The 24469-nt window shown below is 54.8% G+C and carries 29 protein-coding genes and 4 pseudogenes; 12 read left to right on the top strand and 21 right to left on the bottom strand.

The window, feature by feature from the left end:
* Positions 1-33: 33 nt before the first annotated feature.
* Positions 34-327, top strand: a pseudogene (locus FHW37_RS34265) (hypothetical protein); the annotation flags it as partial.
* A 98-nt stretch (positions 328-425) separates the two neighbouring features.
* Entirely contained in the window at positions 426-665 is a 240-nt protein-coding gene (locus FHW37_RS27605; RefSeq protein ID WP_145642302.1) for a hypothetical protein, read from the top strand.
* A gap of 359 nt (positions 666-1024) precedes the next feature.
* Here the strand turns inward: FHW37_RS27605 and FHW37_RS27600 are convergent, their stop codons facing one another.
* The 6 genes from FHW37_RS27600 to FHW37_RS34715 form a co-directional block, all read right to left on the bottom strand.
* The gene (locus tag FHW37_RS27600) at positions 1025-1288 is read right to left on the bottom strand and encodes a hypothetical protein (RefSeq protein ID WP_145642299.1); all 264 of its coding nucleotides are present in this window, start codon (positions 1286-1288) and stop codon (positions 1025-1027) included.
* 32 nt (positions 1289-1320) lie between these two features.
* Complete coding sequence (locus FHW37_RS27595; protein WP_145642296.1) at positions 1321-2145, bottom strand: DUF1206 domain-containing protein; 825 nt, start codon at positions 2143-2145, stop codon at positions 1321-1323.
* Between the two features lie 1244 nt (positions 2146-3389).
* On the bottom strand, positions 3390-3593 hold the full coding sequence (locus tag FHW37_RS27590; RefSeq protein ID WP_145642293.1) for a cold-shock protein: 204 nt from the start codon (positions 3591-3593) through the stop codon (positions 3390-3392).
* A 693-nt stretch (positions 3594-4286) separates the two neighbouring features.
* The gene (locus FHW37_RS27585) at positions 4287-4586 is read right to left on the bottom strand and encodes an ArsR/SmtB family transcription factor (RefSeq protein ID WP_145642290.1); all 300 of its coding nucleotides are present in this window, start codon (positions 4584-4586) and stop codon (positions 4287-4289) included.
* Positions 4587-5060: 474 nt separating this feature from the next.
* On the bottom strand, positions 5061-5492 hold the full coding sequence (locus tag FHW37_RS34620) for a chromate resistance protein ChrB domain-containing protein (protein WP_348642852.1): 432 nt from the start codon (positions 5490-5492) through the stop codon (positions 5061-5063).
* A 577-nt stretch (positions 5493-6069) separates the two neighbouring features.
* Positions 6070-6321 carry an SDR family oxidoreductase gene (locus FHW37_RS34715; RefSeq protein WP_432442905.1) on the bottom strand — a complete coding sequence of 84 codons (252 nt, stop codon included), beginning with the start codon at positions 6319-6321 and terminating at the stop codon, positions 6070-6072.
* Positions 6322-7051: 730 nt separating this feature from the next.
* Between FHW37_RS34715 and FHW37_RS27560 the strand changes: the two genes are divergently transcribed.
* Positions 7052-7447 carry a DUF1236 domain-containing protein gene (locus FHW37_RS27560; RefSeq protein WP_145642288.1) on the top strand — a complete coding sequence of 132 codons (396 nt, stop codon included), beginning with the start codon at positions 7052-7054 and terminating at the stop codon, positions 7445-7447.
* Between the two features lie 147 nt (positions 7448-7594).
* Here the strand turns inward: FHW37_RS27560 and FHW37_RS27555 are convergent, their stop codons facing one another.
* Positions 7595-8959, bottom strand: a complete 1365-nt coding sequence (locus tag FHW37_RS27555; RefSeq protein WP_145642285.1) for a TadE/TadG family type IV pilus assembly protein — start codon at positions 8957-8959, stop codon at positions 7595-7597.
* A 519-nt stretch (positions 8960-9478) separates the two neighbouring features.
* On the opposite strand from FHW37_RS27555, the gene FHW37_RS27550 reads away from it, so the two are divergent.
* Positions 9479-9949 (top strand): Hsp20 family protein, encoded by a 471-nt coding sequence (locus FHW37_RS27550; protein ID WP_145642537.1) that lies wholly within the window; start codon positions 9479-9481, stop codon positions 9947-9949.
* Positions 9950-10047: 98 nt separating this feature from the next.
* Entirely contained in the window at positions 10048-10344 is a 297-nt protein-coding gene (locus FHW37_RS27545; RefSeq protein WP_145642281.1) for a DUF982 domain-containing protein, read from the top strand.
* Between the two features lie 29 nt (positions 10345-10373).
* Here the strand turns inward: FHW37_RS27545 and FHW37_RS33765 are convergent, their stop codons facing one another.
* On the bottom strand, positions 10374-10592 hold the full coding sequence (locus FHW37_RS33765) for a hypothetical protein (RefSeq protein WP_186458435.1): 219 nt from the start codon (positions 10590-10592) through the stop codon (positions 10374-10376).
* An 87-nt stretch (positions 10593-10679) separates the two neighbouring features.
* On the opposite strand from FHW37_RS33765, the gene FHW37_RS27540 reads away from it, so the two are divergent.
* Complete coding sequence (locus tag FHW37_RS27540; RefSeq protein ID WP_186458434.1) at positions 10680-12077, top strand: diguanylate cyclase; 1398 nt, start codon at positions 10680-10682, stop codon at positions 12075-12077.
* Here the strand turns inward: FHW37_RS27540 and FHW37_RS27535 are convergent.
* The 3 genes from FHW37_RS27535 to rpsU all read right to left on the bottom strand — a co-directional run bounded on the left by FHW37_RS27535 (position 12058) and on the right by rpsU (position 12893).
* A complete protein-coding gene (locus FHW37_RS27535; protein ID WP_145642275.1) occupies positions 12058-12312 on the bottom strand; it encodes a hypothetical protein in 255 nt (84 codons plus the stop codon). The two genes, FHW37_RS27540 and FHW37_RS27535, sit on opposite strands and share 20 nt — an antisense overlap.
* A 30-nt stretch (positions 12313-12342) precedes the next feature.
* The gene (locus FHW37_RS27530; RefSeq protein ID WP_145642272.1) at positions 12343-12579 is read right to left on the bottom strand and encodes a hypothetical protein; all 237 of its coding nucleotides are present in this window, start codon (positions 12577-12579) and stop codon (positions 12343-12345) included.
* A 68-nt stretch (positions 12580-12647) separates the two neighbouring features.
* Positions 12648-12893, bottom strand: coding sequence for a 30S ribosomal protein S21 (gene rpsU, locus FHW37_RS27525; RefSeq protein ID WP_145642269.1), 246 nt, complete (start codon positions 12891-12893; stop codon positions 12648-12650).
* A gap of 441 nt (positions 12894-13334) precedes the next feature.
* On the opposite strand from rpsU, the gene FHW37_RS27520 reads away from it, so the two are divergent.
* Positions 13335-13952 carry a hypothetical protein gene (locus FHW37_RS27520; protein ID WP_145642266.1) on the top strand — a complete coding sequence of 206 codons (618 nt, stop codon included), beginning with the start codon at positions 13335-13337 and terminating at the stop codon, positions 13950-13952.
* A gap of 22 nt (positions 13953-13974) precedes the next feature.
* Here FHW37_RS27520 and FHW37_RS27515 read toward each other — a convergent pair whose 3' ends face one another.
* On the bottom strand, positions 13975-14592 hold the full coding sequence (locus FHW37_RS27515; protein WP_145642263.1) for a hypothetical protein: 618 nt from the start codon (positions 14590-14592) through the stop codon (positions 13975-13977).
* A gap of 104 nt (positions 14593-14696) precedes the next feature.
* A complete protein-coding gene (locus tag FHW37_RS27510) occupies positions 14697-15098 on the bottom strand; it encodes a transcriptional regulator (protein ID WP_145642260.1) in 402 nt (133 codons plus the stop codon).
* 263 nt (positions 15099-15361) lie between these two features.
* On the opposite strand from FHW37_RS27510, the gene htpG reads away from it, so the two are divergent.
* Positions 15362-17254, top strand: a complete 1893-nt coding sequence (htpG, locus tag FHW37_RS27505; RefSeq protein WP_145642257.1) for a molecular chaperone HtpG — start codon at positions 15362-15364, stop codon at positions 17252-17254.
* 303 nt (positions 17255-17557) lie between these two features.
* On the opposite strand, the pseudogene FHW37_RS34255 reads toward htpG, so the two are convergent.
* A pseudogene (locus tag FHW37_RS34255) lies at positions 17558-17720 on the bottom strand (SDR family oxidoreductase); the annotation flags it as partial.
* A gap of 26 nt (positions 17721-17746) precedes the next feature.
* A pseudogene (gene tnpC, locus FHW37_RS27495) lies at positions 17747-18628 on the bottom strand (IS66 family transposase); the annotation flags it as partial.
* A gap of 283 nt (positions 18629-18911) precedes the next feature.
* Here tnpC and FHW37_RS27490 point away from each other — a divergent pair.
* The 4 genes from FHW37_RS27490 to FHW37_RS27480 all read left to right on the top strand — a co-directional run bounded on the left by FHW37_RS27490 (position 18912) and on the right by FHW37_RS27480 (position 20921).
* Positions 18912-19157, top strand: a complete 246-nt coding sequence (locus FHW37_RS27490; protein WP_145642254.1) for a hypothetical protein — start codon at positions 18912-18914, stop codon at positions 19155-19157.
* A 311-nt stretch (positions 19158-19468) separates the two neighbouring features.
* Positions 19469-19741 (top strand): BON domain-containing protein, encoded by a 273-nt coding sequence (locus tag FHW37_RS27485; protein WP_145642251.1) that lies wholly within the window; start codon positions 19469-19471, stop codon positions 19739-19741.
* Between the two features lie 58 nt (positions 19742-19799).
* The gene (locus FHW37_RS33760) at positions 19800-19967 is read left to right on the top strand and encodes a hypothetical protein (RefSeq protein ID WP_186458433.1); all 168 of its coding nucleotides are present in this window, start codon (positions 19800-19802) and stop codon (positions 19965-19967) included.
* Positions 19968-20552: 585 nt separating this feature from the next.
* A complete protein-coding gene (locus FHW37_RS27480; protein ID WP_145642249.1) occupies positions 20553-20921 on the top strand; it encodes a hypothetical protein in 369 nt (122 codons plus the stop codon).
* 115 nt (positions 20922-21036) lie between these two features.
* On the opposite strand, the gene FHW37_RS33755 is transcribed toward FHW37_RS27480, so the two are convergent.
* The 6 genes and pseudogenes from FHW37_RS33755 to FHW37_RS33750 form a co-directional block, all read right to left on the bottom strand.
* Positions 21037-21213: a hypothetical protein gene (locus FHW37_RS33755; protein ID WP_186458432.1), complete on the bottom strand. Its 177-nt coding sequence runs from the start codon at positions 21211-21213 to the stop codon at positions 21037-21039.
* 290 nt (positions 21214-21503) lie between these two features.
* The gene (locus FHW37_RS27475; RefSeq protein ID WP_145642247.1) at positions 21504-22649 is read right to left on the bottom strand and encodes a tail fiber domain-containing protein; all 1146 of its coding nucleotides are present in this window, start codon (positions 22647-22649) and stop codon (positions 21504-21506) included.
* 253 nt (positions 22650-22902) lie between these two features.
* Positions 22903-23169, bottom strand: coding sequence for a hypothetical protein (locus FHW37_RS27470; protein WP_145642244.1), 267 nt, complete (start codon positions 23167-23169; stop codon positions 22903-22905).
* 40 nt (positions 23170-23209) lie between these two features.
* Entirely contained in the window at positions 23210-23341 is a 132-nt protein-coding gene (locus tag FHW37_RS34565; protein ID WP_281407284.1) for a hypothetical protein, read from the bottom strand.
* A gap of 29 nt (positions 23342-23370) precedes the next feature.
* Positions 23371-23859 carry a hypothetical protein gene (locus FHW37_RS27465; RefSeq protein WP_145642241.1) on the bottom strand — a complete coding sequence of 163 codons (489 nt, stop codon included), beginning with the start codon at positions 23857-23859 and terminating at the stop codon, positions 23371-23373.
* Positions 23849-24469: pseudogene (locus FHW37_RS33750) on the bottom strand (hypothetical protein); the annotation flags it as partial. The gene FHW37_RS27465 and the pseudogene FHW37_RS33750, both read right to left, overlap by 11 nt.

Raw genomic sequence — 24469 nt, 5'->3', positions numbered from 1 at the left:
CAGCCGATATATCGGAACACAAAGCGCCCTCAAATCAAGATGACGAAGAGCCTCAGGAACGGCCGCATTTTCTTGGATTACTTGCGAAACGACCGGACGTCGACGGCTGTGGCGCCATTGTCACCGCGAGCCCGGCCAGGGGCGACCGTTTCCATGCCGGTCACTTGGACTCAGGTAAAGAAGGGGCTTGATCCGAAACGCTTCACGATCCGAACAGTGCCTGGGCTTTTGAAGGACAGCACTGCTTGGCAGGATTATTGCGACGGGCAGCGGTCGCTTGAGCAAGCAATCAAGCGGCTCAACAAGGTAATGAGGCGGGCAGCTTGACCTCTATACACTGGTTTGTCGTTTGCGAGCAATTTTCACTCGAACAAAATACCGGTATTTGCGTTTTGCAAGCGAACATTCTCTCGGAAGGGCGTTCCATGGGAAAGAAGTTGAATTCTGTCTATGGCATGATGATCTCGGGTATTTTGGAAGGGTTGTCAGGCTCAGCGCTGTACGAGTATGTGACCGAAAACTGCCAGGATGCATCTGAAAAACGCATCTGCCGTGCGTCATTGCTGGCGTTGGCCGACCCTCGGGTCGAGGACAGGAATATTCCAGAACATATCTACCAACTGGCGGTCAGCGCTCGTTTCCGTGCGATGACTCGCCAAGCTTAACCTCAAACTGATGACGCGGAGCCACACACCGAAATCGCTTCATACGAATCTGGCTGTGTTCTTCGCCAGTTCGAGGTTGAGATCCGGCGATCCATCTGTCCTCCAAACGTGTCCCCGCTCTTCCGAGGCAGACCTTGGCCGCATCGACGTCAGACCTGGCGCTTTAAGTCTCTCCTCATCGTCCTTCGCTGAGCTCACCCCGCGACGGGCTCGCTGCCATCAAATCCTTAACTAGGTCTTAGCGTTCATCGTTTGGCAACCCTGGGTTGATTGTACGCCGAAGTCACCCTTGAAGAACGATGTAGCTACCTTCAAGGGTAAGGTGGGGGTGGCACCGATGATTTGCTATTTTTCATCACCTAGTCGGGGAGCCCATCTTTCGACGATGGGATAGCGGGTGAGCCCAGCTGGACGTGACGAGCGCGTTCTTCGGCAAAGCGATCCAGCGCGACAATCATTTCGTCAGCGGTGCGAGAGCCAGTGTTGAACGCTCGCAGTAGATACGCACCTGCATCTTCGCCGAGTTCGCTTTTCGGATCGATAGAATTGGCTGCACACCAATCGAGGTGCGCATTCTTGAAGGCGTTAAGCTGGGTTTCGTCGAACCCGCCTGAAGTGGTCATAATCGTCTCCAAAATCGAGTTGATGAATCCGCTTACCGGCCTGCGGTTACGCTGGCTGCCCGCTTAATGTCAGCGAGGTTAGGCCCTTTCACGGTCCGGTATCTCGCTGCGATCAAATTGTAGGCCCCAAAGGCTGCTAGGCCGACTGCGATGATCAGGTATATTGCTCGTCCGAACGGAAGCTGCCTCAACCAATCGAGCGCGTCGGCAATCCCCCCCGCCTGGTCTGGATCGACCTTGAAACCCGCATAGGTAAACAACATGCCGGTGACCGCAAATACGACGCCCCTAGCGATCAGCCCATACACGCAAATGTACGTTAGAGCGCCGGTGCGGTCCGGAATGTGTATATACTTTTCGAATTTACGGGTGACGCCTTTGGCGCTTGTGACGATGCCGCCTACAATGAAGCCGACGCCTATCGCAATTGCGATGTACGATCCGTACGGCTGGGACATGACCCATTCCGCCAGACTTTTTTCTCCCGTGCCCCCGTCGTCGCTGCTGGCGCTCAACGCGTGTCCGATGGCGTAGCCCGCTAAACCCAAATATGTCACCGCGCTAACGAAAAGCGAAGCCCTGATTGCCAGTGCTTTTGTATCAGAGCCTTGCCCGTCTGCGTCGGTGATGGATTGGGCAAGCCTCCACGCGACGAAACCTAAAAGTCCGAGACCAATCAAACCTACCCAAATCCTGCCAAGAGGCTGGTCGAGCAATGCCGATATGGCAGACTTCGTTTCTGGTCTACCGCCTGCGATCCCGGAAAATAGTGCCAGCGACGCTACAAGGAGAAACACGATACCCCTTGCGGCGTAGCCAAACTTCGCCAAAAGTTCGAAACGAATGGTGCGGGGCATGCATGTCTCCTGGGTTCCTGCGTCACAACGCACCGACATGCTTCTTGTTGCGAAGCCATTCCATTTATAGCTTTCCGCTCCGTTCGTCCCGATTGTTCTATGAAGCATCCAAGGCGCGAGTCATGGAAATTAGGCCATTCTGATCGAGCTTCGTGAACGGAGGCTTGTGATCGCATCCAATCTTAAACGGATTGCTGAGGAACCTAAGCAGGTTAAGTGAGTTGTCCCTCGCTTCATCATGAGGGACGACATGACAGAAACCATGATGGTTTTGCTGATCTGCTTCGCTTCGGTTTGCGCTGGGGTGAGCTTGATTGTATTCGGATTGCGCTGACTCGTAATCGTTAGCGTTTCAACGAATCGAGATATTTAAGTTTGTGCTGATGGTCGCGTTCCTCACAAAGCCGCGTGCACACCTGAGAACGCGCCGACTATAACGTAACCAGGTAGGCTTACTTCCGCTACCGGAGATAGTCGATAACCGGAACAGCTCATCCGGCTTTGATATACAAATGAACCGTTTTGTGCCCTTGCAAGCCATGGGGCGCGTGATACGTACCTCATTTCAAAGCCTAAGGAAAGCGACGGGAGAGCCGGTACTCTGCCGACGCACTGCCAAAGACCCCTCCCAATGTGACGGCACACTCGGTCTATCGCGTCCCCGTGAACATAGACAGTACTATTGTGACCATTTATAATCCCTGTGCGCCTCAGTTCGGGGACAAGCGACTGAGCCGTGAGGGGAGGGTTGTATCGGAAGTCCAACCCTCCCAACGCCCCGGCAAGCAAAAAAAGCCCGTGCTCGTAGGCGCGGGCTAGGTGCTTTGGTTCCACAGGGTTCAGGAGAGTGAACCCGCTGACAACATGCAAGATTCACGTCCGGATGACAACAAAAAAGCCCGCAACGATGAAGCGCGGGCTGAAGTTGAGCATATCAACTACCGGGGGAACCGGTTCCTTAGGTTACTATACAATTAGGGCGATTCAAGCCGCTTTCTTTCGCGCCCGTTTCGCATTCAGAGCCGCCAATTTAGCCTTCACAGGTTCAAGCCCAACAACGACTTCCTGAAGCGTGACAACGGTAGCTACCGAGATCGCCTTCTCATCAATGTATAGCAGCTCATCTGGGTCAGATCCGTTTTTCAGAGACAAAGCCCGCTCATGCGGGCTTTGTTATCATTCACCTAAAACGAAGCCCCGTCCGGCGCCGTCGCTGTAGTGGCGCCACCGCCAAGTTGGGCCGCCTAAAGCACGGTAACGTTTTCGGCCTTAGCCTTACCGGTCCGGCGATCCTGGCCAACTTGGTAAGAGACCTTCTGTCCCTCTTTCAAGGGCTCGCCAAAGGCGAGGGAGGTGACATGTACGAATACGTCAATGCCACCGTCGTCCGGGGCAATGAAGCCGAAACCTTTGTCTTGATTGAAAAATTTTACTGTACCTGTTGCCACGTGCGATCTCCAGACTGTGGGGTGTTCATTGCGCGGGAACATAGCGACCGGCCGCTGAAACGCACTGCTTCACGTTATCAGGCGTTACCCTGGTATTCGCGCGCATAAAGCTCGCCTCCGCTTGTGCGACGCGTTGGAGCATGACACCCTGTCATCCACTGTTTATCAATGCTCTGTCGGTCGGTGAACACCGTCAGACGGGTATGCCATGAAAGCTTTCCTCAATGCCTTAAGCATTGCTGGGATGGTTGGGTTCGTGGCCTCGGTCTTATAGTGGCGCTATTTCTTTGCCCAAGTCATATTGGTCCTTGATACGAGGTCAGGCCCGCCGATCGAATGCTTGTACATCGTCGGCGGAGCTTGCCGTATGGTGATAGAGAACAGCGAGGTGGGTATGACAGCTTATGACGCCTGTTTGTTCTGGGCTTCCGACTGAAGACGGCGCGGAAATGGAACAACAAGGATATGTCCGTATGCCTAGGCGGGCAGGGGGTGCCTGAAGTCTGATGTGCAAGCTTTTGCGAAATGACTTCACCCGAACGCGGTTCGCACTGTCATAGCACGCCATCTGTACTTGCAAACTGATCGACCAAATCGGAATTTGTGATCGCCGCTCGTCCAGCACATCGGATCGTCGATCTCGATTGACATGGAAATGCCTTGGTGACTGGCACGGGCCATTTCAATGTGTGATTAGCAGTGCTCACCGCGCGAGATCTCAGCAAGTATTTCAAGAACACGTCTAACGATTTCATGCTTACAAGAATAAAAGACGAACTGTCCGCTTCGACGCACATCCACGAGACGTGCATCTCGAAGTTTCCGCAAATGCTGTGACATTGCGGACTGTGCGATGTCTATCTGTTTGCTCAACTCGCCGACATCAATCTCGCGATCCACGAGGATTTTGAGTACCTTCAAACGAACTTCGTTTGACATCACGTCGAGTAAACGAGCGGCGTCAGTAATGTTGAAAGTGTAATGGCGTGTCATGGGGCACCTGAATACGCGGCATTTTCACGTTTGGGCCTCTGGAACAAACTCAACTCATAAAGTTGCGGCTGCTCGGAGGTTTTGCCGCGGTAGGTCAAGGAGGTGGAGATGAGATCATCGGTCGACTGCATTCCACCGAACTTGTATCCACTATGAGGAAAACCAGGAGCCTCTGACCTGCCGTTAACCGAAGCGGTTCGCGTTATTTGATGCAGAGGAAAGGGATGCTTGAGTTCGGCATCGTCGTTGGCAACTCACCATGTGGCGGACACGGACGGCAACACACGATGACTAATCCGGCTTGCACGCTTTCAGGTTGAACGATCCTGCGGCGCTGCAGGATCGTTCAACGTCCCAACGCAGAGGGTGATGAGCAACAGCAGAGGTTATGACCAACCGCCGATCTTCGGGTTGCTTCGGTGATGCGAACTGCAGGATGACGGTAGGGAATGCTTCGAGGCAGCTGATGTAAGCCTAAGCTTCATTTGGTGCTCTAAAGCATCGGTTCCGTGCCCGCCCGAATTTCTCTACCATCACGTCGAAGGTGCATAGCTCTTCGCGGTGGCTCCGATAGACATCCTCAATGTCGAAGGGCATGGCGGTATTGCGGTCGGCAACAGCGGAGACCTTCGAGGGCGCGATGAATAGAGATACCGCGTCAGGAGCGACGAACCGACGGATCACCCAGGGGCAGGCAATCCGGTCAATTTTTGGTCGAGACCGGGTCGCCCAGGTTGTGCGCCCAGCAGCGTGCCTCGTTGGCAACGCGTCCGCAGGAACGGTCAGTCCACCTGAGGCGCGCCAGGCTTCGAAGCCGCCTTCCAGCGTCTCGGATGGATGACCGGCTGCTCGTAAGAAGGCAGCGACGCCCTGGCTAAGGTTTTCGCCTTTCTGGCAGACGACGATGGTGGGCTGACCAATCGATCACGCCCATTCGTGGTCATCAATGGCCACGCGCCGGACTGCGCCGGGAATAAGCCACCTGTCGCTGTGGAAGTCCGATGAGTGCGGACGTCAACGAAACTTGGCACATTGGGCGATTCAATGAGGCGATTGAACTTTAGGGGTGAAAATCTCCGGAAATGACGGCATAACGCGTCCTCCGTTAGAAATAGAAATGGACGCGAAACTTCAGCATGCCACCTTGTGGGTGATGGCGACCCCCATGAGGTTTGGTTTGCAGGACGTCACTTTATCGACACGACGCCCATCTGCTTGAGCAAAGTCAGATTGTCGTCGATGTGCCATTTGTCGGTTACCCTTGGCGAAAGCCGGCATGGTCGGCCGTCTCAGCATCTCGGCCGACGGTCATCGCGCTGCTAGGAATAAGATGGACGAGTGGCTCGTCGCCAGGACAGAGCCAGTAGCCAGGGAAGTTGAAGTTCGGTCGCAAGCCCACCGTCAGTACAACAAGGTCCTGAAGAAACTGCCGAGTTCCTTCGAGATCCCGGTTCTCAGCGTCACATGATCAAGCCACATGGCGTCACGCGATTACACCACCGCCGTCGACACGCACGGTCGAGCCCGTGGCAAAGGGTGTCGTTATTAGGAAGAGAACGGCGTTGGCAATGTCGGAGGGCTGGCCGACGGTCTTGGCGGGCAGACCGCCGGCCACGCGCTCAAACATCGCGTTGCAGCTCGCCTCGTCCATCTTGGCCCAGAGCGGCGTATCGATCAGACCTGGAGATACGGCACTGACCCGAATGGGAGACAGCTCCAGCACGACCCCGGGCAAGAGACTCCAATGGTTCGTTGATCGCGCCTTGCAAAAGCGACGAGGCCGATGGGCGCTCGCTCAGGAACCCGTAAATAAAGGTCAGCGTGCCGCGATCCGCTATCCGGGCCGCTTTCGCGATCCGGTAGGCGCCCCAGAACTTGCTCTCCATCGCTTTCTTGGCGTCTTCTAGCGGGAGCTTTCGAACCGGACCACTCGGCTTCTGCGCGGCGGAGACGACGATATGATCCCATGCGTCATGGGATCCGTAGAAGGTTTCGATCGCAGGGCATCGCCGTAGTCAAGTAAGGCTGTAGCCTTTGAGGGGTCGACCGACGCTGCGGCTTTCGCGAGCTTGTCTGGTGACGGCGATGCGATTGTGACTGCAGCGCCTGCAGCATGCGCCTGCTGGGCGACTGCAAGCCTGATGCCAGAGCTTGGCCATGCTGAAGCCGGCATGAATGTGAGGGTGGTGGCAGTACGAAGCTGTCTTCTCATAATCGTTTCGACCTGATTGTTCGATAGGCGCTTTTTGAAATCAGCAATGGAAAGCGGTCAGGCAGGTATTATTCCGCGATCGAAGCTTCGGTCGGAAGCATCCGGGACCAAAGGCCCAGGCAGTCAAGAGGAGGAAAAAATTCCTTCCGACCAAAGCCCTATGGCAGCTCGGATTAAAGGCCCGTCCAGGAACATAACCGGCTTCTTCCCGTTCTCTAGGCGGAACGTCGAAGTGATCAAAGGGAGAACGATCATGTCCATGAAAAACATTGTCATTGCCGCTGGTGTTGTCCTTGCAGCTGGTAGCGCATTTGCCCAGCAATCGACTGTCAATGGCGCGGCAGGAGGCGCCGTAACCGGCGCCATTGTTGGCGGCCCGGTCGGCGCGGCAGTGGGCGGCGTTGTCGGCGCTGTAGCAGGCACAGCAATCGATCCGCCGCCGGAGCGAGTTGTGACCTACGTCCGGGAAGCTCCGATGCCGTCGGATGCTGTCGTTGTTCAAGAGAATGTCGTCGTAGGCGAGGCTTTGCCTTCGACAGTGGTGATCAAGCAGGTTCCGGAAAATCCGAAATATAGCTACGCCATTGTCAACAAGCAGCGGGTCATCGTCGAGCCGTCCTCCCGTAAGGTCATTCAGGTGATCAACTGATTGACCTGACGCAATGACAGCAATCAGGCCAGGGCAGAGCAATTTGCCCTGGCCATTTCATCGGTGGCCATGCACCACCGCTCCAAGCTGCCGGTACGACGTTGGTCGTGTGCTGTGGGGACCATGGTTGGGATCGTTTGATTTCGATCATTGCGTCAGACGCAGACCAGAGACGCTTGCTGCGGATTGGACGAACAACTTTACCATCGCCGCTTGCATGTCATCGTCCGGGCCAACCTCAAAAAACAGGCCAGTAGACGCACATTCCTTAAGGGCTGTGGCTATCCTGTCGGCAAATACTTTCTTGATCAGTCCATCCCATGTGCCGTCACCATCGAGTGGCGTATAGGTCGTGTAGAGAAAGGCAAGCTTGATGTTTCGATCCTTCAATGCCTTGCAGGATTTCGTGTCGATTGGCTCAAGACAGCGGCCCTTGTTGCCTTCCCAGCTGCCGCCGCAATTACCACCGGGTTTCAGGCTGTCGGCAACTCCATCGGTGACGAAATAAACGATTTTGGCAGGAGAGCCAGCAGTATCGCCCGAGCCTCCATTGCCGCTTATCTCCTTACCAATTGCGGCAAGTGAGGTATCGAAACTAGTGAGCGCGTTGTCGTTGAACCAATCATGATCCGTCGTCATTAGCTGAACGTTTGCCGCAGCCTTGGAAGCGCTTGTCATGTCGAGTGTCAGGCCACTGATCTTGTCTATACGGTAGCCCGGTTCGAGCGCATATTTACCAAACGAATAAGCTGCGACGCGATATTGGTTGGCGCTGTTCGCCATTTCGCTCTTCACCTTGTTGATCAGCGCTTCCGCAGCCTTAGCAACGACGTCCGTGCGCAGCGTCACACCATTTTGGCGGGCGACGATATAGGTGCTGTTGGCATCTTCTTTGAACGATCCGTTGTTGGTATAATAGCCGATATGACAGGCGAAGGCGCAGTTGTTGCTCGTGAGACTCTTCAGCCTCGACATCTCCTTCGTCGTGGCAGCGATTCCCATGGATGGGGTGTTGTCGAGGAGCATGTAGAAATCGGTGTAGGTTTTCGCTTCACCGCCGGCTTTAGCGGTGGCACTGCCCGAAATCGGCACGAAATCGCTGCCGAGAATCCGCATGAACGTAGTCGGAACCATCGCGTTGAAACTTGAAACCGAGGTGATCAAACCGCTTTTTCGCGTGACCTGCATCGTCACCTTGAGATCAATATCGGCGAACGTCGCGCCGGCACTCCCGCGATACTGAGCGGTAAAAAGCTTTACGCCGTCTGCTTCGGCAACGTCTATCGGTCCATCGGTGGTCGTTGCCTGGATCGATTTGTAATAAGGCGAACCTTCGGAAATTGCGCCGAGCGCTGCCGCGTCGGCTATCCCCATAAGTTGGGTGCGCAGGCTATATGCCTGGCTGTAATCAAGTATCATCCCGATAGCGCCAATCAACGGGACGAGCAAGATCGCGGTCAACAGCCCGAAATTGCCGGACTCGTCAAACCAAACCCTCTTTAGCGACTGCATGTGCCCCCAGTCTCTGCTCTGAGAATATTCATAACAAGACTATCGCAGGCAGAAGTGAAAGGGGCTTTAAATCATTTCCCTTTCAGCTTCAATTTGCCGAAGGTGCGGCACTCGTTTTCCTCTCGAGGGGTTAAGGTGCCAAGCATTCGTCACAAATGCCGCAGCCGTCTTCGTCCATGGCGGAGTTGGGACGCTGGCGACAGCAGCAGAGGCAAATGGCCATCTTGTGTTCAGTGTTATGCGCCGGAGGCAAAATCTCAACGTCGGCGTCAGAAAACATCTCGGTCATTCCATCATCCATCCCGATGCTCCCAAAGCGAAGATCGCGACTCGAGATAGGACCGGATTTCCAGCGAACAAGATGATTTCAGATGAGCTGGAAAAATTTCGAGCGGGGTCTTGAACGACAAAATCTCAAAAACCAAATCGGTCAACGCCGACGGCCCAACGAGGGGGTCGGCTGACCGAGGAGGCGGATTTCCCCGCTTTCTTCCATGTTGCTTTACGGAGGATATGGTTATGAGAACTGAACTTGATTTTGCCCCGCTCTATCGTTCGAGCATCGGCTTCGACCGCGTGTTCAATCTGCTCAGCAATACGCAGCGTCTCAACGCAATAGAGGCCTGGCCGGCCTATGACATCGTCAAGACCGGCGATGACGACTATCGCATCACGATGGCGGTGGCAGGCTTTGGCGAAGGCGATCTCGATATCACTCAGGAGCGCAATGTCCTGGTGATCAAAGGCGGGAAGGCTGAAGAGCTGCAGGGCGAATATCTCCACCGCGGCATCGGCGGTCGTTCCTTTGAGCGCAAGTTTGAGCTTGCAGATCATGTGAGGGTGGAAAGGGCCGATCTGAAAAATGGCCTGCTGACAATTGCTCTGAAGCGCGAGGTGCCCGAAGCCATGAAGCCGCGCAAGATCGAAATTGGCGTCGCTCCGGCCACCAGCGAGCCGCTCCGGCTCGAAACCGACCGTAAGGTCGCCTGACCCGAAGGCCCAGGAAGAACCATTGATTGCTATCAGCCGGCCCGATCCAGGGCCGGCCTCAGTCACTAGTAAGCATCGAGCGAACGAAGGAGGGTGCCATGTTGCTCGCTCAATTTGACAAGCCCGTCTACGCACAGCGCCGGTATTTCGTGCAGGAGATCACCGGACTGGATGACGTGTTCGATTTTCTTGACGAGTGGCCCAAGGAGAAGCGCAATCTCGCTTACGAGACCCTTGTTCGATACTGTCGTGAGGCGGCGAACGGTCATTGGCCGATCGACGCGGTCCGAGAGAATTTTCGAATTTTTCTGAAGCAGAACGGCAAGCTTGCCGAGCTGGAAGACGTCCCGCCTCATCTACGGTGTGATACGAGCGCGAAGATCGGCGGGGCGTAACAGCCAGAAAAGCTGCGACAGTTTCAAAGCTAGCGGCCGGCGTAGATCCGGTGCATTGTCTCTGCAGCGGCCTGTTCAACTGGAATTTCGAAGAAAATCTCCGGGTTGCTCGCCAACGCCTGAAACGTTCGCTCGATCAAGTTATCTTTCTCGGGGCCAGCGAGATGATAGCGTGCCGCATAGCGGCCCAGCAGCGTCCTCAGTATGCGCATGTCGCTCGTGGAAAGACCCCGGCTCTTGTTATCCATGTCTTCCTCCCTGATCTTACCGGTCTCGAAGGTCGATCCTTATTGGGGCCTTCGATTATTCCGATAAGGCCCACGATAATTTCGGAGGTGTCTGACATCAAGGATCCGGGCAAATGCAGCCTGCCGTTGGGCGAGAAAGGTGACCGGCACCTTGATTATCCTCCCCTAAAACACACCTATCGCCGTGAAGCTCTTGTCTTTGGAGGAAAGATGGTAGCGGAACCGTATACGGCCGACGACCCCGAAACCCGCCTAGCGTTGTTCGACTTTGCCTTCGAGAATGCTCCGATCGGGATCGCTCTGGTCGATCTTGAGGGACGCATCATTCGTGGCAATGCTGCCTTTGCCAAGCTGCTGTCGCTTCCGCTCGAAAAGGTGCTGGGAACGCATTTCAGGGACTTTACCCATCCAGAGGATATCGAGGCGGACCTGATCCTATTCAAGCAAGTCCTGCAGGGAAGGCGGGACGGCTACACGATCGAAAAGCGTTACCTACGCCCATTTGGCGAGATCGTTCACGTGCTTATCCACGTCGCCGCGATGCGCGATGCTGCGGGCAAGGTCGTGCGCTTCATATCGCAGATCGAGGATATCACCCGCCACAAGGAGCATGAGCGTCAGCTTGCCGAGCGAGCAGCGCAGCTCGAGTTGGCGCTTGAAGCCGTCCGTGGTGGCTTCTGGCAGATGGACATCCTGACAGGCAAGTTTGAGACCTCGGATCGACTGGCTCAGTTCATCGGAGGCCCCACGGCGGCGAGGCTCGATCTCGAACGCTACGTCAACAGGGTCAACGTAAACGACGGCGCCCAAGCCGATCTCACACCGCTGATCGCCGGTGAGCTCGATCAGAATGTTGCCGAATATCGTCTCGACACCGTTCACGGGGAACGCTGGATGCGTTGTGATCGGCGGCTTTTGCGTGACAGCGACGGCCATCCGATCAAGATTGTCGGGATGGCAATCGATTTTACCGAGGAACGACGCCGGATCGAGATGCTGGAGGAGACGGCGCGTACCGACGTGTTGACTGGATTGCTGAACCGGCGTGGGCTGTCGATGGAATTCGCGGCATTACGGTCCGCTGACGGTTTTGCCATCCTTGCACTCGACCTCGATGGCTTCAAGGAGGTCAACGATGCTCATGGCCACGCGATGGGAGACGTCGTCCTGCAAACCACAGCCGCGCGCCTGACCTCAGCCGTCAGAGACAGCGATCTTGTGGCACGCACGGGCGGGGATGAATTCGTGGTAGTCGTCGCGGGCGACCAGTCCACAGGCGAAGCGGCTGCTGAGCGGATACTCGCACGGATGAGGGAGCCTATCCCAATTTCCAATGAGATCGCCGACGTTCGCACCAGCATTGGCGGCATCTGGACGGGCGAAAAGCGTGATGTTTCCGAGCTATTGAATGAGGCCGACGCGCTTCTCTACAATGCGAAGGCTGCCGGTAAGGACGCCGTCAGGTTTAGTCGGTATCCGGGGTAGTGGCTTCGGAGGCGACGGGTTCCAATGCGCCGGCGGCAGACTTGGATCGCTGGGTTCGACGTATCGCGAGGTCATTGTATCGAGATCTGAGTTCAGACATGTCATACTCACCGCTGATCCACAGCTCTACCCAAGCTAGCAACTCTGGGTCATCGTCGATAGGCGTGCCCCGGGACATCGCCTTGGTGCGAACCTGATCGAAAATCATTCGCCGTCTGTCGCTGTCGATCGCCAATCTGCTTATCCTCGATGACGTCGGGAGGCGCTAAAGGAAAACTGCGATCCCCTCCGTATTGACGACATAGATGAACTCTTCCCATGCCTCATGAGCTGACGCGAAGGGTTCATTCCAGTCAGTGAGCTGGTCTTCTAGGCTTGTCACTTCCATCCGCCAATCGTCTCCGCCTGAAGGGCGGAAGATTTCCACAAAGACAGTGATGCCGTTCTCGGTGTAGCGGCCAGAAAGTTCGGATCGTTCGGATAGGGGCTGATGTGTGTTCATTGTTTATCACTGGACGTATATAGCGATGCTTTGGTTGGCCAGGAGACCGGCTTTGCGAAATCACGCGACTATTTCATAGATCTTGACGGTTTCGACTTCTTCGCGGGGCCGATACCTAACTCCCTGTTCAGCTTTTTCTGAGCGAGTTTGCGGGCACGGCGAATGCCTTCTGCCTTTTCTCGTGCGCGCTTTTCGGCGGGCTTCTCGAAGTGCTCGCGCAAGCGCATTTCCCGGACGATGCCCTCCTGCTGCAGCTTCTTCTTGAGGACGCGCAGGGCTTGGTCGACGTTATTGTCTCGGACGAGGATAAGCACAGTGGCTCCTGTATGGTGGAAATCGGCGGGACAATCGATAAACGCATGTACGCGCGAATTGCAATGGTCGATCCCTGGACGAAATGTACTTCCGCGGAGCTTCGGCTTAATTGCCAGTATGAGGAGTGAACTTTTCGCCGAATGAAAAACCTTTTCGAAATTAGCCAACCAAATGACGGGTCAGTGGTTCGCATCGGCTCAAGAGCTTAATGAATGGACGGCGCTCGCGGCTGATCAATTTCGCCAGCCGTCGTATGAAAGGCACCGTGATTCCGAGATGCATCGTGGCCCATTCGTCATAAGGAAGTTTCGCCTTCTTCTCTTTGGTCGTGCCGCTTGATCAGCGGCATAGAGAAAACGCGTGAGATCGTGTAGGTATTGCAAATCATCGCATATCGACAGTCGTTGGTGTCGCATTCCGCAAGCTTTCCGAATTGACCAATGAAACAGCCTAAGCGCAATTTTGTCATCGAGTACAAATCTGGCCGCCGTAGGTCGGTGAACGCCCAATCCAGCTCGATTTGGGGGAATCTTGATCTCAAGTCCGTTGCTCAAGCGGTTGAGACGGACATGCCAAAACCAGTTATTGGGATTGACGGCGCCGTTGATAGCCCTTCAAGCCGTTCGGCACGGGACATCGTCGCGGAGGCCAATGCACCGCCGAGTGTTGCCTCGCCAGCGGATGGTGACGATGCCGTCGCAGGTGTCGCTCCAGGGACTCTTGTGGAGAATGATGCACTGGTGGATAGCGAAGAGACGATAGTCGCAAACGACGCGATAGGTTCGGCCGAGGGTGACGCAACGGGAGAGGCAGCTAGATCGGAGCCGGGCGGCTCCGAACGTATACGCCGCCGTGTTCGGAAAACGAATGCCAGAAGAGAGCGTCAACCGGTCAAGCCAAAGTCGGCAAGGACGAAGCTTGTATCAATGTCTGAAGCCGATAAGGAGTTGGCGGATCTCTTTCAGCTTGAGGAAGAGAACCGCCAGTTGAGACGCTTGTTGGTCGTGAAATTGCGCAAAGATAATGACTGGCTGCGTGATCGGCTTCGAAGTGCTTGATCCGCGGCAGTGCCGTGTCCGATTATTTCGCGTCGAACCTGGCTAGCATCTTTCGCAGTTGCGCGTTTTGCTCGGAAAGCTTTCTCACCAGCTGGCGCCGTAAGGAATCGATCTCCGCATCGAGATCGGCCATTTCGTGCATGAGCGATTTCGGGACGGCAGACGCGTTGTCCTCCGTTTGGCTCGACGGTGTCGGTTGCTGCACAAAAGCTCGGGTCGTTTTCCGGCGCTTGAGCTGTGGCATATCCACCGGCTCGGCCAAAGCGTCTACGATCGGTGTTTCTTCTTGCGCAGCGACGATTTCCGTAATCTCAGCTGTTGCATCTATGGCTGCTGAATCTTTGGCATCCGCGGAGATAGCAGAAACTTCATCCACCGCGGGTGCAGATGCCTCATCGGAAATCTGAACATGCTCAAGGCTGGCACTGTTGTTCCGTCGAGCCGCATCGAGCCGTTCTTCCGCAGCGATCTCAACAGGCTGCTCAGCAGACTGCACCTCGATCTCTGGATGTGCATCTGTTTTTTCCGGTTGATGTTCGAGAGCAATGGGTTCACCGGCAGCTTCTGGATGCTCCTCCCGAGTATCCACCTTCGGTTTACGCGACACCAGGTCAGCAACAAATCTCCACGGTGTTCTCATCGCATTCGCCCTCGGCATGGCGACAGAATACTGCCGCAGTCATTCAGATAGGACAGGCCCACGCGGGCCTATCTATTTCGCGGATCGGTCGACAGCGTCGAGCGTCAAGCTTTGCCGAGGCGCTTGCGCAGATCGGCATTCTCAGAGCGCAGCTTGTCGGAAAGCTCCTTACGCAACTGCTTGTTCTCTTCCTCGAGCTTGATGAGGTCGGCGATGTCATCGATTGGGGCAACAGGAGCCGGGGCAGCTGCCCTTGCAGGCGGCGTGCGTGTGGCGACTTTCTTCGGTTCGACAGCAGCTTTCTCGGCCTTGACCGGAGCAATCTTCGAACCGCGTTTTGCGCGCGTCTTCTTGACTGGTTGTTTGGCAGGTGACGCGGTGACGTCAGAGGTAGCGATCTTGGCGGCAGCCTTTGGAGCGCGAGGCTTGCGTGTCTTCTTTTCAGCAGGTGCGACGGCCAGCGCTTCGGTCGTGGCATTGGTCTCAGTCATTGTCTCATCGGCCATCCGGGTTCTCCTCTGTAAGGCGTGAAAGCATGCGTTCGGCCGTTACGTGAAGTCAATCCGCAGGTATACCCATCGACCGGAAATAAGCCCGTAAATTGGGCGAAGCTCGAAGGTTTTGGAATTTGCCGATCCGCTTTCGCCAAAAAGAATAACAGTCTTTGCACAAAGACTTTATTCCGACGCTCGCTAAGCGGCAGACAGCGCTTGAACTCTGATCCCAGAGAAACCATTTCATCGCCGATTTCCTTGCCATGGAGGTATGAGTGACAAGATTTGAAGAGCTGCAGCCCGAGCAACACGTGTTTGAAGCCGATGTCAGTCGGCTGTTGCACATGATGGTGCATTCGGTTTACTCCGACAAAGATGTGTTCCTCCGGGAATTGATCTCGAACGCGGCGGATGCCTGCGAAAAGCTGCGGTATGAGTCGATTTCCAAGCCGCAACTCTCCTCCGATGCAGCCCAGCCGGGAATCCTCGTGTCGCTCAATGAAGAGTCGCAGACGCTCGTTATCGAGGACAACGGCATCGGCATGAACCGCGACGAGATGATCGACGCGCTCGGCACGATCGCGCGCTCCGGGACAAAGGCGTTTATGGAGCGGCTTGAGGCTTCCAAGGCTGGCGAGAAGGCCGAATTGATCGGCCAGTTCGGAGTCGGCTTTTACTCCTCGTTCATGGTCGCCGATAGGGTCGACGTGATTTCCCGCCGTGCTGGTGACGACGAAGCTTGGAAATGGTCGTCCGACGGCAAGGGAAGTTATGACATTGTCGCTGTCGATCTTGGCGCGGCGCCAGCGAGGGGCACGCGTGTCGTGCTGCATCTCATGGACGATGCAAAGAAATACGCCAGCAAATGGACGGTCGAGAAGATCATTCGCGATCAATCCGGCCACGTGCCTGTTCCTATACGTCTCGTAGAAAAAGAGGGCGCGGAGCCGTCACAGGTGTCCGATGGTGCAGCGCTCTGGCTGAAGCAGAAGAGCGAGATATCCAAGCAGGACTACGACGACTTCTATCGAAGTGTCTCAGGCCAGTACGATGAGCCGTTGGCTAACGTGCATTTCCGCGCTGAGGGACGCCATGAGTATACGACACTTGCATTCATACCGGGCTCTCAACCATTCGACCTGTTCGACCCGGACCGACAGGGTCGGATGAAGCTATACGTGAAGCGCGTCTTCATAACCGACGAAGCCGAGTTACTGCCGCGTTACCTGCGGTTCGTGCGTGGCATCGTCGACACCCCGGATCTGCCACTCAACATTTCCCGTGAGATGATCCAGGAAAGTCCCGTGCTTGCCGCCATCAAAAAGGGCGTAACGAGCCGGATACTGTCCGCTCTGGAGAAGATGGCCGAAGGAGAAGCCGAGACGTTTTCCAAGGTATGGGACCTGTTCGGACCCATTCTCAAGGAAGGTATTTACGACGACTTCGAACGTCGCTCGCAGCTACTGAAGCTTGCCCGCTTCCGTAGTACCGTGTCCGATGGGGCAACTCGGAGCCTTGCCGACTATCTGGCCGGAATGAGGGAAGGGCAGTCGGCGATCTATTACATAAGCGGCTCCAGTCTGGACCAGCTGAGATCGTCGCCGCAACTCGAAGGTTTTCGAGCCAAAGGGATAGAGGTACTTCTGCTGACCGACGGCGTAGACAGTTTCTGGCCGACCAACGCCCCAGATTTCGAGGGCAAGCCTTTTAAATCGGTTACTCAGGGCCTCGCCGATCTTAACGCTGTGACCGGCGAGGGCGGCGCCGATGAGGGTGACCGGCAAGCTTCTCCTGAAGTTACAGCGTTCATCGATTTCGCTCGAAGCGCCCTTGGTGAGGAAATCGGTGACGTGCGGGTTTCCGATCGGTTGACTGAAAGCGCGGTCTGCCTTGTCGCGTCGGAACATGGCCCCGATCGCCAGCTCGAAAAGCTCCTCCAAGGGGCGGGGCGGTTACAGACCGCATCGAAGCCAATCCTGGAGATCAACGCGCACAACGAGCGTGTTAAGGCCATAGCATCGATCTACGATCTAGCGTTTCGCGAGGATGCGGCGTGGCTGTTGCTTGACGAAGCACGCATTCTTGACGGGGACAAACCAGCCAATCCGCGGGCTTTTGCCGACCGACAGGCCAGGCTGTTTGCCCTGGCCATCGGGCACGGCAAGTGAAAGGTCCTGGCGAGGTGGTCTTCTGCTGCCTCGCTACAAAGCCTCAGAACAGGAGGCCAATCAAATCGATCGATGAATGTTTCGCATTCTCTGGGAATGGACAGCGCTTCTCAGCTAATGATCTCAGGTTATCGCTAGCCGCAGTCGTTACGGCCCACTAAGCTTCTGTTATATAAAGGATCTTTGAAATTTTAAGTAGGTTTAGACTTTGCGGGTCGAAGGTTCGGCTCCCATCAAGGCGAAAGATAACAAGTCCGGCTTCAAAGAAGGAATTCGAGGGCGGCTGAAGCCGCCCTGCCATAGCTATACCTGTGCTTTCCCGCCATCGGCAAAGATCTCGGCGCCATTGACGAAGCTCGATTCATCCGTCGCAAGGAATAGCGAACTTTGAGATCTCTTCGGGTTGACCGAGATGGCCAAGGGGAACGGTCGAGGCGAGATAGTCCGGAAGGCCCTGTTGCTGCGCCGTAAGCCTCCGGTGAGGACCGCAGATCATGCCGCTTGAGCGCTGACGGTCGGCGGTATCCAATTCCACGGAAGCAGTTGCTCCAGCTTAGTAATCGGTGTGTCCGCGATGCGGGCAAGAACATCGGCAAGCCACGCCTGGGGATCGATGTCGTTGAGCTTTGCCGTCATGATCAATGTGGCCATGAAGGCGGAACGATCTGCGCCGCGGTCTTATCCGGCGAAGAGCCATGACTTCCTGCCGAGTGCGAAGCCTCTGAGCGCTCGCTCGGCGGCGTTGTTCGTCAGGCAAATCCGGCCGTCGTCCAGGAATGATGTGAAGCCGTCCCATCGCTTGAGCATGTAGTCGATCGCCTCGGCGACCGGAGAACTGCGTGAGAGTTTTGCTCGCTCGGTTTGAAGCCAGGAGTGCAAATCGTCGACAAGCGGCAGGCTTTCCGCCTGGCGACGATCCAGACGCTGCTCGGCGGCAAGACCGTTGATCTCCCGTTCGATTTCGAACAGGGCGTCGATCCGTTTGACGGCTTCGAGCGCCATAGGTGAGATCGGCGCGGCGTTCTTTCCACGCTTGGCGTTTGCGGCAATGTCGGCGAGCACGAAGAACTTGCGACGCGAGTGTGCCCAACAAAACGCCTGCCTTAGCGGTTTTGGATCGCGATCAACCTTGAACAGCGGATTGTAGCCGCCATAGGCGTCCGCCTGCAGAATGCCGGTGAAGGTCTTCAGGTGGCGCTCCGGATGCTCTTGCCGTCGGTCGCGCGAGGCATAGTAGAGGGCTGCCGGCGGTGAGAGCCCGCCGAACGGTCGATCATCCCGAACATAGGTCCAGATGCGGCCCGTATCGGTCTTTCCCTTGGCCAGGATCGGCACGGTCGTGTCGTCGCCGTGCAGACGTTCGCAGCCAATGACAGGAGATGAATTTTCTAAAGACCCTGTGATATATGTAGCTATTGCGCCAATTTGTGTCAATCGATGTAGCAATGTCTGTAGCTAAGTCTATCGCTTGAGGACGATCTTGGAATATTAATCCATACTGTGCAACTGTTATTTTAATCTTTGATGGGTGTCATCCAGCAACCTTGCGTACCGCGTAAAGGGTTCTCCTTGAAGTTTCCCAAATTCGTAAATTCGAGAAACACTAAATAAGAATGGAAGTTAAAAACAAAGAACAACAGAAAAGAAGGAGATTTTCATGGCTATCGATATCAACACTATTTCAGACGCAGAATTAAAAACGTTTTCACACCTAGATAATCCAGAGCGCAGGTCGCTTTATATTGCCTACCACAACATGAGGCAGCGTTGTCGCAACCCGAACCATCCAGCATTTCATCATTACGGGGGAAGGCGGAATCGAATGCAAGTTCAAGACGCTACGCGAGTTCTTGATCGCGGTTGGTCCGAAGCCTTCGCCGGAACTGACGCTCGACCGAATTGATGTGAACGGTAACTACGAGCCGGGGAATGTCCGCTGGATTCCGTGGTCGCAGCAGCTCTCTAACCGACGCCCCTATAAACATAAAGGCAAGTACAAGCGTAATCGCAAGAGGAAGACGAGCCAAGTCTGACCGGCAGAGCTGTGGTCGGGAGGACCGGTTTGGGGCAGTCCTCCCTATCAAAATCTGCATCTCACCTCAGACTATGATGCATATTGCTTAAATTTTTAGAGGTGGCCGCGCAAGGGTAGGAACATAAACCCTCCACAACAGTTCGTTCATGTAGCATTCATGTTTCGAAGGAGTGACGACTATGTTCTTGAGCAGCCTTCAGCCCACGTTGAGCAATTTCGACTTTTCTTGCCAGCACGGCATCTCGTGTGATCGTGAAGCCGTTGAAATGGAGCTGAGCTATCTTGCTGACTTCGATAGGCGGAACATGTCGGTCGAAACACGTGACGATCAAATCCTCTTGGAAGGCGTCGTGAAGAACGCTGCTGAAGTCGAACGGGTTATCAGAGTTGCGCGGGAGATCGTGGGATATGACCGCGTAATTTCCCGCTTGATCGCCAACTCGGCAAACTGATCACCCGGAACTTTGTAGAACCGTATCTGTTGTCCTTCGAACTTTGGAGGACAACATAATGGCCGACAACACCCCAATTGGCGTTTCACCGAGACGCGATCCACCTGCCGAAAAACGTAAGCGAGCGCAGATGGGTAAGGGCTTCATAATCGCCCTCGCAATTTTCGCGATCGTCATGTTCGGCATCTATTTTGCGATTGCCGGTTTTGGTATCGCAAACGCTTAATGAGAAAGGGACCGTTCCATGAGGTGGCGCGGTCCCTTCTTTTTTGCTCTGCAAGCCATCGAGCAGCAACAGAATACCACGTGTTGGTCGGATTGCTACCTCTCGATCAGCACTGATTGCTCTGTGTGCGATTCCGTACAATCGGTTGTTGTTTTCCGCACCTTACCTAATTCGTTGGGATAGGAGAAATCGTCACGCCCCGATCAAGCACATTCACTTCAACCGATATTAAGCGAGCAAAGTTCGATGAGACCACCCGCTTCGCTATGGAAGACCAGAAGAAGAAACTAGATGACGCTCGTCTGAAGACTGAAACGGCTTAAAGCGTTGCGCGTTGAGCGCGAGAACGCAAAAATCTGATAAAAAGCTGTGCGAGCTAGGTCTGCCTAACTCTCACCTAACATGCGCCATATGGACATTCCCCGCTGCGGCTCGTCTTGGGGAATTGGGACTGAGCTGCGCGGGGAGGGTTGTGTGCGAGGCGACCCTCCCTTTTTCGAGCGCATTATTTGCCTCAAATTTAATCGAACCTTTTGCCGGATGTTTTGTTTTCTCAACGTAGGGCGAAAAAAGGAAACATCCAAAATGATGAAGCTTCTCACGGTTGGCGTTCTGACTATTGGCATGGCAACGAGCGCATTTGCTCAGAGCGGCGGCGCAGCTGGCGGCAACAGCTCTGGCGATTCCGGCTCTTCAAGCGGCAGCTCGTCTGCTGGTAACGGCACATCCGGTACGGGTGGTTCTTCCACCGGCAACTCTGGCGGAGCATCAAGCGGTACGGACGGTGGTTCGTCTACCGGCAATTCCGGTGGCGCGTCTACGGGCAGCTCTGGTGCAGCTTCCGATCCGGCATGCTCGACCGACAAGGGTTCTGCCGCAACTCCATCCGCAAACACGACAACGAATGGTGCGGATGCAAGTGCAGGCAAGTCCGGTAGCGCAAGCGGCTGCTAAAAATGCGAAGGGAGAGCTGGGCTTTGAATTCAGCTCTCCCCTGCAACTGCCACACAACTCTCAAATTGGAGGCAGTATGAAATTTATGTCGTCCAAGCACCAGTGCAAGTGTAGCTCAGTGGTTGCGGAAGAGCGAGATAATGGCCATGGAATCCGCACTCGGAAAAGTATCGTCTCGCTTGCTCAAAACGATGCGCTCAGATGACTGAGTAGGCGCAAATTCATTTTCGAGAAAAAGAAGCTGAACAAGGCGCTTATCTTGTTGCCGCTGCGATATCGACTTGGATGTCATGATCGGTTCCATCTTAACATTGCCAGACAGTGCCTACATCCCCGGTAAACTGAGATATAAGCGCAGCTTTCTTCGTCAAGATTGGCGCACATGAAAAAACCCACGCTCTGAAGGCGTGGGTAAGTTTGTTTGGTTTCCACAGGGTTCAGGAGAGTGAACCCACTGACATCATGCAAAATTCGCGTCGGTCTGACAACAAAAAACCCGCGCTTTTTTAGGGCGCGGGCTAAGGTCTGAGAGTCGGACTCTGAGGGAATCCGATGGAGAAGTTAGGCGCTTGTCGGTTTGTTTCAAGCCACGCGTTCGGCCTTAAGAGCCGCTAGCTCGGCTTTGACAGCTTCCAATTCGGCAACCACCTCCTTCAGCGTGGCGACGGTCGCAACCGAAATAGCCTTTTCATCGATGTAAAGCAGCTCATCAGGATCATCGGGATTGATTGGCTGAACTGCGATTGGAAGAGCTTCGCGAACCTCTTGCGAGATCCAGCCTAGTTCGACCTTATCGATGCCAATACGTTTGTACCAACGTGGGCGAAGAGCCATGAGCTGATCGCGCCCAATATCGCTGGCATCCACGATGTCATATTTCGTGCGACGATCTGAGAGGTTTTCGTAGGTACCGCCAGCACGGACCTGTGCTGCTACGGTGCCGTTGCCGTTCATGAAGCGTACGATAGGGTCACCAGAGCTGCGAATTGTCGTGGGACCGCTACCAGCGTTGAAGTAGAATCGAAGACCGCCTTCGTTGTCCGTTAGCCAAGTGTTCACGAGACGCTGCATGAAGTAGGCGTTGCTCAGACCACCTAGAGTGTTGGCATTACCCGCACCATTGGCGTAATTCACCGAAAAGTTGGACGGATTGTAGACGTACATATTGCCTGCGTCATTGCCGCCCCAGAGCCATGTAGGCTGACCACCCTGACCGCTCCAATTGAAGTTCGTGTATCCAGAACCGTTGAGCAGCAATCTGTTTGCATTGGTTGCGGTTGTAGCCGTCGAAGCGTTGCCGCCAGCATTCCCCGTGATGTTGATTGAATAAGTGCCGCCACTGTTCGTGACGACGGTCGTTCCATTATGCTGAAGACTGCCGGTTTGAAAGTTTACAACATCATTGGTCTTATTATAGTACCATGGTGACTTGTTAGCGGCGGGGTAATACAGACCCGTTTGGGTGGAATTACCGTAAAGATACGTACCGGCATCACCGAACGAAATCTGACGCTCGCCCCCCGTTGCCAAGGCAATGTTCCCGGTCGCGCTTATGCCACCGGTGGAGATTAGCCCAGCACCCGTGATGCTTCCCGTTGAAGATATTGCCGTCGATGAGGTCAGGCCAGCCGTATTGATTGAACCCGCAATAGTCATATTATTGGCGGAGACCGTAACAGTGTTTGCCGCCCCTATTTGAAGAACGGCGCTATTGCCGGAAACGCTCAATCGAGCTGTCGTGGGTGATGCCGTGTTCGCCGTATTCGTCAGAAGAACTGAGGGAGCTGCGTCGGTGACCGCGAGAACGCCCGTAAATTTTGGGTTGTGCTTTTCGTTGCTGATTAAGCGGAAATTCGTGGCATCGTAGCAGATTTCTAAGACATCGCCGGTCTTGATCTGACCTGCTGAAAGCGCTTCGCCACGTTGGGAAACAATGGCCTTAGCACCTAGGGAATTTATGTTGATGGTCGATGCGCCGGTATTATCGGCATGAGCTATAAAGCGGTATATGATTCCGCTTGTCGTATGCGGCTGGACCTTGAATGAAGGTCAGGACATAGGCGTTGGCTGTTCCCGTTGTCGTATAGATCGGGTTTGCAGCGACATAGGCTCTCTTCATCGCGCCGCGAATGGCACGAACGATCGGTGCAACCTGTGAAGGGCTGTAGCCACCTTGCACCCCGTTAGGAGAGGGATTTGTGTTGTTGGCGTCCTGTTCCTGCCAGTCGGATGAAATGAGATCGGTCATGGGCTTTCTGCCTTCTTGTTATCGTTCAGATATTTAGGTTTTAGCGGTCTTCGTCGCTGTACTTCAGGTCTCTCAGGTAATCGTCAATCGCAGCAGCCAACGCATTGTGGCGGGTGTTTTTGCCGAATTCGTAAAGCTTCTTGATATGGCCTTTAACACCGCCCTTGGTCATCTCAGCTTTCGGGAGACCGACTAGCCAATTCACCGTTTCGGGGATGTCATGAGCTTCGCACGGCTGGACTGTGACAAGCGGGAGGCGCCAAACTTCGCAACACCTTTACCTGCACCGAGCAAAGCCCCAGAAATAGGATCGCCGGTCACCGCGCCACCCAAGAACGAGATGATCGCATTCTCTTTCGAAAGCGGATTGAGAGACTCTTTGATCGCCTGATGATTGGTGGTGTTCGAATGGTTCGCGCCCTTGGAGTATTTGCCGAAATTATCTGCAATTCTTGCTAGACGGTCGAGATCGGTTTTGAACTGAGCGTTGGGAGTACCGTCGAAGATTGCGCCTTTGGCTTCAGGTGAAAGCTTATTCCAAGACCTCATGAACTGGCCGGGATTGAAGGCGTCATCAGAGCCACGGCCAAGCCTGTCGATAAACCCAGCTGTGACACCATTCCAAGCGTCCTGACCACCATCAGCCTTCAGCATCGTACGACGAACAGATGCGATACGGTTACCGGCCATTCTTCGCCCCTGACATCGACCAATTTAGAATATCATCGGTGTTTTTCTTGAGGATCGAGTCCGCTTCCGAACCTTTGCCAAAGCCCGTGACAGGATCGATGTAGCCTTTAAAATGGTCGTTGGCGGTCTTGAATGAGCTGAGCGCATCGTCACCAGAAGCTACGGCGGTCTTTTCCATATCGGATGTTAGCGACGCATAAAGTCCGTCCAGATGGTTTTTTAGAACGCGGTCTTCGGCATCAGCGGCAAGCTGACCAACATGGGTGCGAGCGGCTTTCAGGCTATCGAACGTCATTCCTTTCTGAGCATCCGTGACAATGGACTTAGCGATGTTCAGGACGGAATCCGTTTGCGAACCCTTGGTGAGCTTATCAAATTCACCCATCCCGGCACGGTTGGCTTGAAGGTCGGAGAGGAATGTTGAGGTGGCATCGACGCGGGCAGGGGATGTGATCTTCTTACCGGCTTCTGTTGGTTTCCACGCAGAACTGAGCCGGTTAGGCGCATAAGGGGGTGCGGATAAAAAGTTGGACTGCTTTATAAGTTCAGGCCGAGGCTCTGACGATACTCGACCGGGCTGAGCGATCCCAACGATATCTTGATACGCTTC

Source organism: Neorhizobium alkalisoli (assembly GCF_007829835.1).
Classification (GTDB): domain Bacteria; phylum Pseudomonadota; class Alphaproteobacteria; order Rhizobiales; family Rhizobiaceae; genus Neorhizobium.
The sequence above is the reverse complement of the archived record's forward strand: the minus strand, read 5'-3'. Positions and strand labels throughout refer to the sequence as shown.

What these genes read in the sequence shown, in the direction of transcription:
- FHW37_RS27605 (WP_145642302.1), top strand. Translation starts at nt 426, where the DNA reads ATGGGAAAGAAGTTGAATTCTGTCTATGGCATGATGATCTCGGGTATT.
- FHW37_RS27600 (WP_145642299.1), bottom strand. Translation starts at nt 1,288, where the DNA reads ATGACCACTTCAGGCGGGTTCGACGAAACCCAGCTTAACGCCTTCAAG.
- FHW37_RS27595 (WP_145642296.1), bottom strand. Translation starts at nt 2,145, where the DNA reads ATGCCCCGCACCATTCGTTTCGAACTTTTGGCGAAGTTTGGCTACGCC.
- FHW37_RS27585 (WP_145642290.1), bottom strand. Translation starts at nt 4,586, where the DNA reads ATGACACGCCATTACACTTTCAACATTACTGACGCCGCTCGTTTACTC.
- FHW37_RS27560 (WP_145642288.1), top strand. Translation starts at nt 7,052, where the DNA reads ATGTCCATGAAAAACATTGTCATTGCCGCTGGTGTTGTCCTTGCAGCT.
- FHW37_RS27555 (WP_145642285.1), bottom strand. Translation starts at nt 8,959, where the DNA reads ATGCAGTCGCTAAAGAGGGTTTGGTTTGACGAGTCCGGCAATTTCGGG.
- FHW37_RS27550 (WP_145642537.1), top strand. Translation starts at nt 9,479, where the DNA reads ATGAGAACTGAACTTGATTTTGCCCCGCTCTATCGTTCGAGCATCGGC.
- FHW37_RS27545 (WP_145642281.1), top strand. Translation starts at nt 10,048, where the DNA reads ATGTTGCTCGCTCAATTTGACAAGCCCGTCTACGCACAGCGCCGGTAT.
- FHW37_RS33765 (WP_186458435.1), bottom strand. Translation starts at nt 10,592, where the DNA reads ATGGATAACAAGAGCCGGGGTCTTTCCACGAGCGACATGCGCATACTG.
- FHW37_RS27530 (WP_145642272.1), bottom strand. Translation starts at nt 12,579, where the DNA reads ATGAACACACATCAGCCCCTATCCGAACGATCCGAACTTTCTGGCCGC.
- FHW37_RS27520 (WP_145642266.1), top strand. Translation starts at nt 13,335, where the DNA reads ATGAAACAGCCTAAGCGCAATTTTGTCATCGAGTACAAATCTGGCCGC.
- FHW37_RS27515 (WP_145642263.1), bottom strand. Translation starts at nt 14,592, where the DNA reads ATGAGAACACCGTGGAGATTTGTTGCTGACCTGGTGTCGCGTAAACCG.
- FHW37_RS27510 (WP_145642260.1), bottom strand. Translation starts at nt 15,098, where the DNA reads ATGGCCGATGAGACAATGACTGAGACCAATGCCACGACCGAAGCGCTG.
- FHW37_RS27490 (WP_145642254.1), top strand. Translation starts at nt 18,912, where the DNA reads ATGGCTATCGATATCAACACTATTTCAGACGCAGAATTAAAAACGTTT.
- FHW37_RS27485 (WP_145642251.1), top strand. Translation starts at nt 19,469, where the DNA reads ATGTTCTTGAGCAGCCTTCAGCCCACGTTGAGCAATTTCGACTTTTCT.
- FHW37_RS33760 (WP_186458433.1), top strand. Translation starts at nt 19,800, where the DNA reads ATGGCCGACAACACCCCAATTGGCGTTTCACCGAGACGCGATCCACCT.
- FHW37_RS27480 (WP_145642249.1), top strand. Translation starts at nt 20,553, where the DNA reads ATGATGAAGCTTCTCACGGTTGGCGTTCTGACTATTGGCATGGCAACG.
- FHW37_RS33755 (WP_186458432.1), bottom strand. Translation starts at nt 21,213, where the DNA reads ATGACATCCAAGTCGATATCGCAGCGGCAACAAGATAAGCGCCTTGTT.
- FHW37_RS27470 (WP_145642244.1), bottom strand. Translation starts at nt 23,169, where the DNA reads ATGACCGATCTCATTTCATCCGACTGGCAGGAACAGGACGCCAACAAC.
- FHW37_RS34565 (WP_281407284.1), bottom strand. Translation starts at nt 23,341, where the DNA reads ATGACCAAGGGCGGTGTTAAAGGCCATATCAAGAAGCTTTACGAATTC.
- FHW37_RS27465 (WP_145642241.1), bottom strand. Translation starts at nt 23,859, where the DNA reads ATGGCCGGTAACCGTATCGCATCTGTTCGTCGTACGATGCTGAAGGCT.